The organism is Pseudonocardia spirodelae (genome assembly GCF_037727765.1).
GTDB classification, from domain to species: domain Bacteria; phylum Actinomycetota; class Actinomycetes; order Mycobacteriales; family Pseudonocardiaceae; genus Pseudonocardia; species Pseudonocardia spirodelae.
Window position 1 is genome coordinate 1 of sequence record NZ_JBBJUP010000020.1, and the last position, 12,616, is coordinate 12,616.

Annotated in this window: 14 protein-coding genes; 7 read left to right on the top strand and 7 right to left on the bottom strand. The window is 75.5% G+C overall.

Features of this window, described 5'->3' with window-relative positions; genetic code table 11:
• From WJX68_RS21065 to WJX68_RS21075, 3 genes are all read right to left on the bottom strand, one after another.
• Nucleotides 1–1,650 (bottom strand): PAS domain S-box protein (locus tag WJX68_RS21065; protein WP_340293750.1); only part of this gene is annotated, 1,650 nt, incomplete at its 3' end.
• Nucleotides 1,651–1,953: 303 nt separating this feature from the next.
• Nucleotides 1,954–3,147: an NAD(P)-dependent malic enzyme gene (locus WJX68_RS21070; protein WP_340293752.1), complete on the bottom strand. Its 1,194-nt coding sequence runs from the start codon at nucleotides 3,145–3,147 to the stop codon at nucleotides 1,954–1,956.
• A 279-nt stretch (nucleotides 3,148–3,426) separates the two neighbouring features.
• Entirely contained in the window at nucleotides 3,427–4,419 is a 993-nt protein-coding gene (locus WJX68_RS21075; RefSeq protein ID WP_340293754.1) for a serine protease, read from the bottom strand.
• A 161-nt stretch (nucleotides 4,420–4,580) separates the two neighbouring features.
• Here WJX68_RS21075 and WJX68_RS21080 point away from each other — a divergent pair, with 161 nt between their 5' ends.
• Complete coding sequence (locus WJX68_RS21080; protein ID WP_340293756.1) at nucleotides 4,581–5,198, top strand: histidine phosphatase family protein; 618 nt, start codon at nucleotides 4,581–4,583, stop codon at nucleotides 5,196–5,198.
• Entirely contained in the window at nucleotides 5,195–5,677 is a 483-nt protein-coding gene (locus tag WJX68_RS21085; protein WP_340293758.1) for a GNAT family N-acetyltransferase, read from the top strand. Before WJX68_RS21080 ends, WJX68_RS21085 begins: the two co-directional genes overlap by 4 nt.
• Here the strand turns inward: WJX68_RS21085 and WJX68_RS21090 are convergent.
• Complete coding sequence (locus WJX68_RS21090) at nucleotides 5,674–6,108, bottom strand: hypothetical protein (RefSeq protein ID WP_340293761.1); 435 nt, start codon at nucleotides 6,106–6,108, stop codon at nucleotides 5,674–5,676. The genes WJX68_RS21085 and WJX68_RS21090 overlap by 4 nt on opposite strands.
• A 57-nt stretch (nucleotides 6,109–6,165) precedes the next feature.
• Here WJX68_RS21090 and WJX68_RS21095 point away from each other — a divergent pair, with 57 nt between their 5' ends.
• Together WJX68_RS21095 and WJX68_RS21100 are read left to right on the top strand one after the other, a co-directional pair.
• Nucleotides 6,166–7,116, top strand: a complete 951-nt coding sequence (locus tag WJX68_RS21095; RefSeq protein WP_340293764.1) for a diacylglycerol/lipid kinase family protein — start codon at nucleotides 6,166–6,168, stop codon at nucleotides 7,114–7,116.
• Between the two features lie 477 nt (nucleotides 7,117–7,593).
• The gene (locus WJX68_RS21100) at nucleotides 7,594–7,845 is read left to right on the top strand and encodes a WhiB family transcriptional regulator (RefSeq protein ID WP_043277332.1); all 252 of its coding nucleotides are present in this window, start codon (nucleotides 7,594–7,596) and stop codon (nucleotides 7,843–7,845) included.
• Between the two features lie 313 nt (nucleotides 7,846–8,158).
• On the opposite strand, the gene WJX68_RS21105 is transcribed toward WJX68_RS21100, so the two are convergent.
• Nucleotides 8,159–9,667, bottom strand: coding sequence for a sensor histidine kinase (locus WJX68_RS21105; RefSeq protein WP_340293778.1), 1,509 nt, complete (start codon nucleotides 9,665–9,667; stop codon nucleotides 8,159–8,161).
• Nucleotides 9,668–9,760: 93 nt separating this feature from the next.
• Here WJX68_RS21105 and WJX68_RS25270 point away from each other — a divergent pair, with 93 nt between their 5' ends.
• Nucleotides 9,761–9,835, top strand: a complete 75-nt coding sequence (locus tag WJX68_RS25270) for a 50S ribosomal protein bL37 (protein WP_369804880.1) — start codon at nucleotides 9,761–9,763, stop codon at nucleotides 9,833–9,835.
• A 66-nt stretch (nucleotides 9,836–9,901) separates the two neighbouring features.
• Here WJX68_RS25270 and rsrA read toward each other — a convergent pair whose 3' ends face one another.
• Both rsrA and WJX68_RS21115 read right to left on the bottom strand, forming a co-directional pair.
• Nucleotides 9,902–10,240 carry a mycothiol system anti-sigma-R factor gene (rsrA, locus tag WJX68_RS21110; RefSeq protein ID WP_340293992.1) on the bottom strand — a complete coding sequence of 113 codons (339 nt, stop codon included), beginning with the start codon at nucleotides 10,238–10,240 and terminating at the stop codon, nucleotides 9,902–9,904.
• A 41-nt stretch (nucleotides 10,241–10,281) separates the two neighbouring features.
• Entirely contained in the window at nucleotides 10,282–10,944 is a 663-nt protein-coding gene (locus WJX68_RS21115) for a sigma-70 family RNA polymerase sigma factor (protein ID WP_422785752.1), read from the bottom strand.
• A 288-nt stretch (nucleotides 10,945–11,232) separates the two neighbouring features.
• On the opposite strand from WJX68_RS21115, the gene ybaK reads away from it, so the two are divergent.
• Both ybaK and WJX68_RS21125 read left to right on the top strand, forming a co-directional pair.
• On the top strand, nucleotides 11,233–11,709 hold the full coding sequence (gene ybaK, locus WJX68_RS21120) for a Cys-tRNA(Pro) deacylase (RefSeq protein ID WP_340293780.1): 477 nt from the start codon (nucleotides 11,233–11,235) through the stop codon (nucleotides 11,707–11,709).
• Between the two features lie 71 nt (nucleotides 11,710–11,780).
• On the top strand, nucleotides 11,781–12,602 hold the full coding sequence (locus WJX68_RS21125; RefSeq protein WP_340293782.1) for an SAM-dependent methyltransferase: 822 nt from the start codon (nucleotides 11,781–11,783) through the stop codon (nucleotides 12,600–12,602).
• Nucleotides 12,603–12,616: the final 14 nt, after the last annotated feature.

Consider the following 12,616-nt stretch of genomic DNA (forward strand, 5'->3'; position numbering starts at 1 on the left):
CCCGGCGGTGCAGCCGTGCGGCAGCTCGCGCTGCAGCCGGCCGGCGAGCTCGACGAGCAGGGTGTCACCGGCGTCGTGGCCGAGGCCGGTGTTGACGCGGGCGAAGTCGTCGACGTCGCCGCACACCACGGCCACCCGGCCCGCGTCCGGCCCGACCAGCAGCCGGTCGGCCAGCTCCAGCAGCCCGGCACGGTTGGGCAGCCGGGTCAGCGGGTCGACGGTGTTCGCCTCGCGCAGCACGTCGGCGGCCCGGCGGCGCTCGCCCACGTCGGTGACGACCAGCAGCCAGAACGGGCGGCCGTCGTCGGACGGGGCGGCGTTGACGACGACCTCGCAGTCGACCCGGGTGCCGTCGGCGCGCAGCAGCGGCAGCGACTCGATGCGGTAGGTCGGCTCCGGGTGCGCCGGGTCGCGCAGCCAGTCCGGCAGCCCGCCGCGCGCGCCGCTCTGCGGCTCCGCGGACAGGCTCCGCGCCGGGACGCCGCGCAGGGTCTCCAGGTCGGCGTCGAGCAGCCGGCACAGCGCCGGGTTGGCGTCGACGACGCGCCCGCGGCCGTCGAGCATCGCGACGCCGGTGGTGATGGTCGCGACGAGGTCGGCGAAGCGCTGCCCGGACCGCTGGGCCCGCGACTCCGCACGCCGGCGGTCGGTGACGTCCTGCACGGTCCCGATCAGGCGCAGCGGCGCGCCGCCGGGGGTGCGGTCGATCCGGGTGCGGCAGGACAGCACCGCGCCGCCCTCGGGGCGGATCTCGGAGCTGTGTGCCGAGGCGGGCTCGGGCGGGGCGTCCGGGCCGCGGCGCAGCATCCGGCAGACGCGCTCGACCTGCTCGCCCTCGATCGGGCCGTCCGGGCCGTCGGGACGCACGCCGAGCGCGCGGTAGAGCTCGACGAGGCCCTCGCTGCGGGTGAGCGTCCCGGCCTGCAGGTCGAAGGTCCAGGTGCCGGAACGGGTGGCGCGCTCGAGGTCGAGCGCGGGGGCCTCGTCCGACGGCGCGGGCGCGGCGTCGGGGAACGGGGTGAGCAGCACGACGGTGCGGTCGCCGGGCCGGGTCCAGCGGACGACCTTCACCCGGGCGAGCCGGCGGTCGGCGCGGACCAGGCGGGCGTCGGAGTCGGGGCCGACGAGCAGCTGCGGGAGCTTCATGCCGGTCGGGTCGGCGGACCCGGCCAGCCGGCGGAGCGCGGCGTTGGTGTGCACGACGACGCCCGCGGCGTCGCAGACCAGGGCGGGCGAGGGCGGGAGCTGCACCGCGGAGTGGTCGGCGGTGTCCGACGGCGGCGGCACGTCCCCCGGCGCCGCGGCGGGCGGCTCCGGCGCGGACTGCTGCGGTGCCGGTGCGGGGGCCGTGCGGCGCGGGCGGCCGAAGGGCGGCTCGCCGAAGCCCGCACCGGTGACGCCGGCCTCCGGGCCCGCGGCCACGCCGAGCGCCTCGGCGGGGGCCAGGGCCGTCTCGTCGGCGGCGTCGGGGCGGGGACGCCCGGCCGGGGTCCCGCCGGGACCGGCGAAGGCCCGGGCCAGGTCACCCGCCAGCCCGGTGGCTCCGTCCCGGTCACGCCGCACACCCGGGGCGCGCTCGGCACGCCCGCCGGACGATTCGCCGTCCGGCCCACCCGGACGGTGTCCCGTCCGCGGTTCCTGCTCGGTCACACCCGCCTCCGTTCCCTCGGCAGCTCCGTCCAGGACAACGAGCCACCGGGCCGGGCGATCCGGGCGGGTAGACCGATCGAGCCACCCTGTACCGAGCGTAATGCGTCCGTTCGGCGCAACTCGCCTGGGCCGATCGTCACTCACGGTTCGTGACCGCGCACGATCACAGGGTGAAGGGTGTGACGCGTTCGGTGAGCGGCGCCTCCGGAGTGGACCTTGTGCGATCGACCGTTCACAGCGAGCCGCACCGTTCGGCGCACGCCCGCGACGGGCACGTTTCGTAACCGGGATTACGGGACCCGGTCAGCCCCGCGACACCCCGGCGTCACCCGCGGCGCGGGCGACGGCGGCGGCCACCGCGGGCGCGACGCGCGGGTCGAACGGCCCCGGCACGATCCGCTGCGGGGACAGCTCGTCGGCCACCACGTCGGCGATGGCGCGGGCGGCGGCCACCTTCATGTCGTCGGTGATCCGGCGGGCGTGGGCGTCCAGCGCCCCGCGGAAGATCCCCGGGAAGGCCAGCACGTTGTTGATCTGATTCGGGAAGTCGCTGCGCCCGGTCGCGACGATCGCGGCGTAGCGGGCGGCCACGTCCGGGTGCACCTCGGGGTCGGGGTTGGACAGCGCGAACACCATGCACTCGGGGGCCATCGTGGCCAGCAGGTGCTCGGGCAGCGTGGCGCTGGACAGGCCGACGAAGACGTCCGCGCCGTCGAGGGCCTCGGCGATCCCGCCGGTCACCCCGCGCGGGTTGGTGATCGCGGCCAGCGCGGCCTTCTCCCCGCCCCGGCCGGCGTCGACGACACCGCGCGAGTCGAGCAGCACGACGTCCGACGCGCCCGCGGCGAGCAGGATCCGCGCGCAGGCGATCCCGGCCGCCCCGGCGCCGGAGATGACGATGCGCAGGTCCGACAGCGAACGGTCCTGCACGCGGCAGGCGCCGTCGAGTGCGGCGAGCAGCACGACGGCGGTGCCGTGCTGGTCGTCGTGCATGACCGGGCAGTCCAGGGCCTCGACCAGGCGCCGCTCCAGCTCGAAGCAGCGCGGCGCGGCGACGTCCTCCAGGTTGACCGCCCCGAAGGTCGGGCGCAGCCGCACCAGGGTCTCGACGATCTCGTCGACGTCGGTGGTGTCGAGCACCAGCGGGATCGAGTCGAGCCCGGCGAAGGACTTGAACAGCGCGGACTTGCCCTCCATCACCGGCAGCGAGGCGCGCGGGCCGATGTCGCCGAGCCCGAGCACCGCGGTCCCGTCGCTGACCACCGCGACCAGCCGGTGCGCCCAGGTGTAGCGGGCGGCGAGCGAGGCGTCGTCGGCGATGGCGCGGCAGACGTCGGCGACGCCGGGGGTGTAGGCGATCGACAGGTCCCGCTCGTCGGCCAGCGGGGCGGTCAGGCCCGTCGCGAGCTTGCCGCCCTCGTGCGCGCCGAACACCTCGTGCCGGTCGGGCGCGGTGCGGGTCTCGGAACGGGTCGTCGGGTCCTGGGCGAGCGTCATCGGTGACTCCACGGAGAGCGGTACGTGAGCGGCGCGCGGGTGCGCCTGCCGTTGCACCGGGCGTCGCGGATTGACGTCGACCTGCTCGCGGTGCCGGACGGCCATCCCGCGTGCGGCTCCGGGATGGCGGCGCCGGGACGGGACGAGCTGTCGGGTACGGACCGGAGTGTAGCCGTGCGCCCGGCCGGATCCGATCATCCGGCGCGTCCGGAGTGGCCACCCGCACAGGACGCACGTACGGCTCGCCGGTGCCCGGGGCACCGGCGAGCCCTGCGGTGCTCAGCGCAGCGGCGCGGGCGTCAGGTCGGGCAGCGGCAGCTCCGGCAGCGACGGGCCGCCGGGCAGCTCGGTCAGCGGCAGCACGCCCGGCGAGAACGGCACCCGGCCCGGGACGACGTCGAGCCGCCCGACCTCGCCGTGCTCGGCCGCGTAGGCCAGCGCACGGGCGACGTCGGTGACCCCGTTGGTGTTGGTCGGCAGCATCAGGCTCGACAGCAGGCCGAACGCGCGCCCGCGGGCGTCGAGGTAGCCCGACCCGGAGTCGCCGGGCACGCCGGGCGGGGTGGTCGCGACCACGTGGGTGCGCGGCCCCTCCGGCTGCCCGAGGCTCAGCCCCTGCTTGTACGGCGTGGCCACGAGCTGGTTGGGCTGGAAGCTGTAGACCTTCTCCCCCTCGGTGGTGCCGTCGGTGTCGAGGCCGGTCGGCCCGCCGAAACCGGGCACCGTCGGGTCGGCGACGGCGGCGGCCTCGGGCGGGAGCCGGATCAGCGACAGGTCGTTGTAGAGGCACAGCTGCGGGTCGCGCTCGCCGCGGTCCTGCATGACCGCCCAGGAGTTGTAGGCCACCCGGCCGGTGTAGTTCCTCCCGTCCCGGCCGCGGATGCCGACCTCGATGCCCTCGGGCATGACGGGCTCGCGGCAGCCGTCCACCGACGACATCGCGTCCTCACCGGCCATGCAGTGCGCGGCCGCGCCCAGGTAGAGCGTCCCGGACGGGGCGCTCTGGTGCTCCGCGCCGTGGCCGTCCTCGTGGCCGTCCTGGCCGGCGGCCGGGGTGTAGAGGAAGTTCGCGGTGCACAGCTCCGCGCCGCCGGTCACCGGGGTCGCGATCTGCACCCCCGGCCCGATCGCCCCGGCCGGTGCGGCGACCGGTGCGGCGACCGCCGTCCCGGCGGCGGCCGGCGCGGTGAGCGCGGCGGTGACCGCGATCCCCGCCGCGGCGGCGATCCCGGCGATGCGCCGCCGCGCGGGGCGGCGGGAGAACTGCGACATGACGCTCCTCGGCTCGTGGTCCGGCAGGGATCTCAGCCGACGGCGGGCACCGCCGGGTACGGCGCGCGCCGCGGACGCCCCGGACGGGTGCGGATCGGACCCGACCGGGCGACGTGATCACCGCGGGCGTCCCGGCGCCCGCCCCGCTAGCGTCGCCGACCGTGAGCACCGACACCGATCCGGAGGGCCGGATCCTGCTGCTGCGCCACGGCGAGACCGAGTGGTCGCGGACCGGCAGGCACACCGGCCGGACCGACATCGGCCTGACCGACGACGGGCGCGCCGCCGCCGGCCGGGTGCGCGACGCGCTCGCCCTGGTCCGCCACGAGGCCCCGCCCGCCCGGGTCCTCTGTTCCCCGCGCACGCGCGCGCGGGACACCGCGGCGCTGGCCGGGCTGGCCGTGGACGCCGTCGACGACCGGCTCGCCGAGTGGGACTACGGCGACCAGGAGGGCCTGACCACGCCGCAGATCCGCGAGTCGCTGCCCGGCTGGACGATCTGGGACGGCCCGTGGCCCGGCGGGGAGACCCCCGGCGACGTGGCCGCCCGCGCCGACGCCGTGCTCGCCGACGCCCGCGCCCTGCTCGGCGACGGCGACGTCGTCCTGGTCGGGCACGGCCACTTCTCCCGGGTGCTGACCGCCCGCTGGATCGGGTTGCCCGCGAGTGGCGGTGTGCACTTCCGCATGGACCCGGCCGGGGTGAGCGTGCTGGGGTTCGAGCGCGGGGTCCCGCGCCTGGACCACGTCAACCAGCGCCCGACCCCGGAGGCACCGTGACCGTCCGCCCCGCCCGCCCCGACGACGTCGCGGTGCTGGTCCGCCTCGTGCACGAGCTGGCCGACTACGAGAAGGCCGCCGAGGAGTGCGGCCTGACCGGGCCGCAGCTGCACGCGGCGCTGTTCGGCGACGACCCGTCCGCGGGCGCGTTCGTCGCCGTCGACGCCGACGCGGGCGTGGTCGGGCTGGCCATCTGGTTCCGCACGTTCTCCACCTGGACCGGCGAGGCGGGCATCCACCTGGAGGACCTGTTCGTCTCCCCCGCCCACCGCGGCGGCGGGCACGGCGCCGCGCTGCTGTCCGCGCTGGCCGCGGAGGTCGTGCGGCGCGGGTGGAAGCGCCTGGAGTGGAACGTCCTGGACTGGAACACCCCGGCGATCGGCTTCTACCGCTCGGTGGGCGCAGAGCCCAACGACGGCTGGACGACCTACCGGCTCGCGGGCGGGCCGCTGGACGCGCTGGCCCGGCGGGCGGGCTAGGGCCGCTCGTCGGGGTACTCGTCGCCCATCGACCAGCGGCGGGACTGCTCGCTGATCAGCAGCATGAACGTGAGCAGCACGAACAGCCCGCAGCCGATGCCCCACAGCAGCTGCCGGCTGGGCCCCAGCACGTAGTAGATGACGGGGAACAGCAGCAGCTGGACGACGATCGCGGGCGAGCGGCAGCCGTGGACGCCGCGGACCAGGCCGAGGCCGATCGCCGCGACGGCGGCCGCGAGCAGCCCGAAGAAGCCGGCCTCGGCGAGGCCGTAGTAGAGGCGGGCGCCGCCCGCGTCGAACGCCCGCACCGCGAGCACCACCGCGACGACGACCCCGACGGCGCCCTGGAACGCGACCAGCGCGCCGGCGACGCGGACGTTCTCCGGCGCCCGCTCGCGTGCGGGGCTGCGCCCCTCCCGGTCTCCGGCCACGCGACGAGGATAGGCGCCCCGCCCGATCGGACGGGGCGCGGTCGATACAGTCGGCGGGTGCGCGCGCTGCTCGTGGTCAACCCTCAGGCCACGTCCACCACCGCCGCGGGCCGGGACGTCCTGACCAAGGCACTGGCCAGCGAGCTGAAGCTCGACGTGCTGCAGACCCGCTACCGGGGCCACGCCGCCGAGGCGACGGCGGCGGCCGTCGCGGACGGCGTCGAGCTCGTCGTCGCGCTCGGCGGGGACGGCACGGTCAACGAGGTCGTCAACGGCCTGCTGGCCGCCCAGACCGGGTCCGGCAGCGGCGCGCCGCGCCCGGATCCCGAGGCCACCGCGATGCTGGCCGTGGTCCCGGGCGGGTCGGCGAACGTGTTCGCCCGGGCCCTGGACATGCCCCGCGACCCGGTGGAGGCGACCGGGCAGGTGCTCGACGCGCTCGCGCACCGGCGACGGCGGCGGGTCGGCCTGGGCTGGGCCGACGACCGCTGGTTCACCTTCAACGCGGGCATGGGCTGGGACGCCGAGGTCGTCGCCGCCGTCGAGCGCGCCCGCGCCCAGGGGCACGAGGCGAGCCCGGGCCGCTACGCCCTGACCGCGATCGGGCAGTACCTGGCGCAGCTGCGCCGGCCGCCGTCGATGACCGTGGAGCTGCCCGGCGCGGCCCCGCTGCCCGGGGTGCGGCTCGCGTTCGTCTCCAACACCGACCCGTGGACGTTCCTGTCCGGGCGCGCGGTCCGGACGAACCCGCGCTCGTCGTTCGGCGGCGGGCTGGGGCTGTTCGCGCTCACCGGGCTCGGGCCGGGCACGATCGCGTCGACGCTGCGGCAGATCCTCTCCGCCGACGGCGACCCGCACGGGCGGCACATCGTGCGCCACGACGCCGTCGGGCGTATCCGGATCCGTTCCGAACGGCCCCTCGCACTGCAGCTCGACGGCGACCACCTCGGAATGCGCACCGACGTGGAATTCCTCAGCGTGCCCGGGGCGTTACGCGTCGTCGTGTGAGACGGGCGGTTCGTCGCGCCCCGTGCGGGCGCTCTCACACGCCGGAGTGAGCAACCGCGCCATTCACCGATGTGAGCGGACCGTCGGTCCCGTTGGGGCTTACACCAGCCCAAACCGGTGATCCAAGGTGGTCCCTACGCAAGCGAGACCACGAGCAACGCGGCTCGTGGAGGTTCCGTCCCACCGGGGCCGGGCCCCTGTCCTGCAGGGTGTCCGGGTCGACACCCTTTACGGGTGGCCGATTCCGTGGGGGACGGGGACACTGGTTCGTGGAACCGGCCCAGGGCGGCTCGAAGTCCCGGGCACAGGTCTGCCGTGCGCGCGTTCCTATGAGGGCGCTCACGCATCCTGCGACCAGTTTCCCATTGAGGACCGCCGCAGCTCGTGAAAGTATTCACAAGCTGCGAAACATGCACGTAACACCAGCGCACAGACGATCGGCGCGACCCCGATCGCGCACCAGAGGAGAAAGTGATCATGGACTGGCGTCACGACGCGATCTGCCGCGACGAGGACCCGGAGCTGTTCTTCCCCGTCGGCACCAGCGGCCCCGCCCTGATGCAGATCGCGGAGGCGAAGAGCGTGTGCCGGCGTTGCCCGGTCACCGAGTCGTGCCTGCAGTGGGCCCTCGAGTCCGGCCAGGACGCGGGTGTCTGGGGCGGCATGAGCGAGGACGAGCGGCGCGCCCTGAAGCGGCGCAGCACCCGTCCGCGTGCCCGCACCGCCTAGGCACTCGCACAGCTGAGAAGTAGAAGCTCCCCGACCTCGGGCCCGTAGCCGGACGCCACCGGCCACGGGCCCGAGGTGCGTTCGGGGTGATCTGCCACCCCGGTGTGACTGTCGAGCACGGTGCCGGCGCGACCACGGCACCGGGATCGACGGTCACGTCACGAGGGTATCCGGTCGCCTCCGGGCCCTCCCCCACGCCCCGGGTCACCCGCAGTGACGCCACCGGTCACCCGCCGCACGGCAGCGACCGCCCGGGGACGACGAGCGTCGCGCCCGTTGCCCCCGGACCTCCCGGTCCCCGCCCCCGCGGCCCTCAGGACCCGCTCAGCGGCACCCGGATGACGGCGACGGTGCCGCCGCCCTCGCGCGGCGAGACGGTGATGGTCGCCTCCAGCTCCGAGGTCAGCAGCGTCCGCACGATCTGCAACCCCAGGCCCTTGGACTTCTCGAAGTCGAAGTCGGCGGGCATGCCGTGGCCGTCGTCGGCCACCGACACCTCGAGCCGGCTCGCGCTCCGGACCGGGCTGACGACGACCTCCCCGGCCGTGCCGGGGTCGTAGGCGTGCGCGAGGGCGTTGTGCGTCAGCTCGGCGAGCACCAGCACCAGCGGGGTCGCCTTCGCCGCCGGCAGCGCCCCGAAGCCGGGATCGACGCGGACCCGCGCGCGGGCCTCGGTGGTCGCGCCGTCGCGGATCGCGGGCAGCACCTTGGGCAGCAGCTCGTCGAGCTCCACGACCTCGGCGACGGAGTAGGCCAGCGCCTCGTGCACCAGCGCGATGGAGGTGACCCGGCGGACCGACTCCTCCAGGGCGCGCGACGCCTCCGGGTTCTCGCTGCGCCGCGCCTGCATCCGCAGCAGCGCCGCGACCGTCTGCAGGTTGTTCTTCACCCGGTGGTGGATCTCCCGGATGGTGGCGTCCTTGCTCATCAGCGCCGCGTCCCGGCGCCGCAGGTCGGTCACGTCGCGCACGAGCACCAGGGCGCCCGCGGCGTTGCCGCGCGGGCGCAGCGGCAGCGCGCGGACGAGCATCGTGGCGCGGCGCCCCTTGACCTCCATGCGGGTCGACGGGGCCCCGTCGAGGGCCTCGGTGATCCGCCCGGCGACGTCCTTCGCGTCGAACGGGTCCAGCACGAGCGCCTTGGTCACGGTCGCCAGGTCGGCCCCGGCGACGTCGCTGGCGTGGCCCATCCGGTGGTAGGCCGACAGCGCGTTCGGGCTGGCGTAGGCGACGTTGCCGTGCACGTCGAGCCGGACCAGGCCGTCCCCGGCGCGCGGGCTGCCCTCGGCCGAGCCGGGCGGCCCGGACTGCGGCGGGAACGTCCCGTCGACGATCATCTGGCACAGGTCCGACGCGCTGCCCAGGTAGGCGATCTCCAGCGGCGAGGGCACCCGGGGCGTCGACAGGTTCGTGTCGCGCGACAGCACGGCCACCGTCCGGCCCCGGAAGCGGACCGGGATGGTCTCGCGGCGAACGGGCACCTCCAGGTGCCAGCGCGGGTCGTCGTCGCGGCAGATCCGGCCCTCGAGCACGGCCCGGCGCAGCTGCCCGACCTCGACGGGCACCGCCCGGCGGCCCACGACGTCGTCGGGGTGCGCGGTCGGCGCGGTCGTCGGCCGGGCCTGCGCGACGCACAGGAACTGCGCGGTCGCCGCCCGGGACGCCCCGCCGGCCTGGAGGTCGTCGAGCGGCACCCACAGCAGGAAGTCGGCGAAGGACATGTCGGCCAGCAACTGCCATTCACCGACCACGCGCTGGAGGTGGTCGACGGTCCCGCCGTCCATCGTCGTGTGCTCGGCGAGCAGCTCGCTCAGCGTGGTCACGATCGCCCATCCCACCACATGCGAGAATCGCGCGTACGACGCTCCCGCGGCACCGCCGCGGAACCGCGACCCGGGACGGAGAGGGGGGTCGACATGTCCAAGCGTGCACGCAAGCGCCGTGACCGCGCCAAGAAGGGCGCCAACCACGGCAAGAAGCCGAACTGCTGAGCCGGCACCACGTACGACGGGAGGGCGGTCACCCCACGGGGTGCCGCCCTCCGGTCGTGCCCGGGGTCAGCGGGAGCGGTACTCGGTGCGCTGGTGCGACACCGACACGCTCGTGCCCTCCGGGCCGCGTTCCACCCGCACCTGGGCCTGCTCCAGCACCGCGGAGCGGATCTGGGAGCGCAGCCGGTCCTTCAGGCCCGCCGGGGCGGCCTCGCCGCCGCACTTGCGGGCGAGCAGCGCCTTGAGCTTCTCGTCGATGCCGTACTCGGCCAGGCACGGGGCGCACTCGTCGAGGTGCTGCTGCAGCAGGCGCCGTCGCTCCTGGTCGCACTCGTGGTCGAGGAACAGCCAGACCTCGGCCAGCACCTCGGTGCAGCCGGTGTCCGCCGGCGGGTCCTGGATCATGGGGTTGCGCTCGGGCTGCGTGCCCGAGGGGTCTCCCGCGCTCACGACGCCGTCACCTCCCGGTTCCCGTCGCGGACGAATCCGCGGTCACGCGCGACGTCGGTCAGCATGTCGCGCAGCTGGCGGCGGCCACGGTGCAGGCGCGACATCACGGTCCCGATCGGGGTGCCCATGATCTCGGCGATCTCCTTGTAGGCGAACCCCTCGACGTCGGCCAGGTAGACCGCCATCCGGAAGTCCTCGGGCAGGCCCTGCAGGGCCTCCTTGACGTCGCTGTCGGGCAGCGCGTCGAGGGCCTCCATCTCGGCGGACCGCAGCCCGGTGGAGCTGTGCCCCCCGGCCTGCGCGAGCTGGTAGTCGGTGATCTCCTCGGTCGGCGACGCGACCGGCTGCCGCTGCCGCTTCCGGTACCCGTTGATGTAGGTGTTGGTCAGGATCCGGTACAGCCACGCCTTGAGGTTGGTGCCGCGGCGGAACGACCCGAACGCCGAGTAGGCCTTGAGGAAGGTCTCCTGGACCAGGTCCTCGGCGTCGGCGGGGTTGCGGGTCATGCGCAGTGCGGCGCCGTAGAGCTGGTCGAGCAGCGGCATCGCGTCCCGCTCGAAGCGGGCGGTGCGGTCCTCGACGCTCTCGTCCCCCGGCGCGCGGTTGCCGTCGGCGTCGGCGGCGCCGACCTCGGCCCGCTCGCCGGCGGTGTCCTCCACGGCGTCGGTCCCGGTGTCGGTCCCGGCCGTGTCCGGCTCATCCGGCTGTGCTGACAAGGGTCCCCTCTCCAGTGACACGAGTCGCGCACCGGTGCGGGTCACCGGTGCGGCGGACCCGTCGGAGGGTACGCGCCCACGCGGGTCACGGCCGGACGGCGACCCGGCCGCGGGCCTCTCCATCACTGCTGTGGTCACGCCCGGAACAACGGTGCGGCGCCCGGCGGCATTCCCGTAGGTTGCCCGCGACCCGGGCACCACCCCGGGCACGGACGGGACCGGAGGACGGGCATGGCGGGCAGGGGCACACCGGCGACCGCGCTGCTGGCGAAGCGCGGGGTGGCGCACGAGGTGCACACCTACACCCACCACGACGGCGCCGGCTACGGCGAGGAGGCCGCGGCCGTGCTGGGCCAGGACCCGCGCCGGGTGTTCAAGACGCTCGTCGCCCTGGTCGACGGAGCGATGACCGTCGGCGTCGTGCCGGTGTCCGCGCAGCTCGACCTCAAGGCGCTGGCCGCCGCGGTGGGCGGCAAGAAGGCCGTGATGGCCGAGGTGGCCGACGCCGAGCGCGCGACCGGCTACGTCGCCGGCGGGATCTCCCCGCTCGGGCAGCGCAGGCGGCTGCCCGCCGTCGTCGACGCGTCGGCGGCCGCGCACGCCACCGTGTTCTGCTCCGGGGGCCGGCGCGGACTGGAGATCGAGCTCGCCCCGGCCGACCTCGTCGCGCTGACCGGCGCCGTCGTCGCGCCGATCGCGACCGGCTGAGCGCCGCACGGGTCGGTCACGGGCGTCGCGGGCAGTAGGGTCGATGACGACGACGAGGCCAGGGGGCGTCTGTGGACCGACCGGCGTGGGCACCGGACGAGGTGGACATGACCAGTCCGAGCGTGGCCCGGGTGTACGACTACTACCTGGGCGGCTCGCACAACTTCGAGGCCGACCGCGAGTTCGCCGACCGCGTCCTGGCCGAGCTGCCGGACATGGCGGCGATCGCGCAGGCGAACCGGGCCTTCCTGCGCCGCGCGGTGCACATGCTGTGCGCGCAGGGGGTGCGGCAGTTCCTCGACCTGGGGTCGGGCATCCCGACCGTGGGCACCGTGCACGAGGTCGCCCGGGCGGCCGGCGCCGACCCGCGGGTGCTCTACGTGGACAACGACCCGATCGCCGTCGCGCACAGCCGGGCGCTGCTCGCCGGCGACGACGCCACCGCCGTGCTGGCCGCCGACCTGACCGACCCGCAGCGGGTCATGGCCGACCCGGCGACCCGCGCGCACCTCGACCTCTCCGAGCCGGTCGCGGTGCTGCTGGTGTCGGTGCTGCACTTCGTCCCCGACTCCGCCGACCCGGCCGGGATCGTGCGCGGCTACGCCGGGGCCACCGCGCCGGGCAGCCACGTCGTCGTCAGCCACGCGAGTGACGAGGGCGGCCACACCGCTGCGAGCCGGGCGCAGAACGTCTACAACAGGGACCGGTCCCCGAACCGGATGCGGATGCGCGACACCGAGGAGGTCACGGCGCTGCTCGGTGACCTGCAGCCGGTGGATCCCGGTGTCGTGCGGATCCCGCTGTGGCGTCCCGAGTGCCCCGTGGGGCCCGACGCGCAGCGCTACCCCGGGCTCGCCGTCGTCGCACGCACGGCCGAACGGCCCGGGACCTGACCGTGGAGGGAGGT

Coding starts and splice junctions, on each gene's coding strand:
- WJX68_RS21070 (WP_340293752.1), bottom strand. CDS start 3,147: ATGACGCTCGCCCAGGACCCGACGACCCGTTCCGAGACCCGCACCGCG.
- WJX68_RS21075 (WP_340293754.1), bottom strand. CDS start 4,419: ATGTCGCAGTTCTCCCGCCGCCCCGCGCGGCGGCGCATCGCCGGGATC.
- WJX68_RS21100 (WP_043277332.1), top strand. CDS start 7,594: ATGGACTGGCGTCACGACGCGATCTGCCGCGACGAGGACCCGGAGCTG.
- rsrA (WP_340293992.1), bottom strand. CDS start 10,240: ATGATCCAGGACCCGCCGGCGGACACCGGCTGCACCGAGGTGCTGGCC.
- ybaK (WP_340293780.1), top strand. CDS start 11,233: ATGGCGGGCAGGGGCACACCGGCGACCGCGCTGCTGGCGAAGCGCGGG.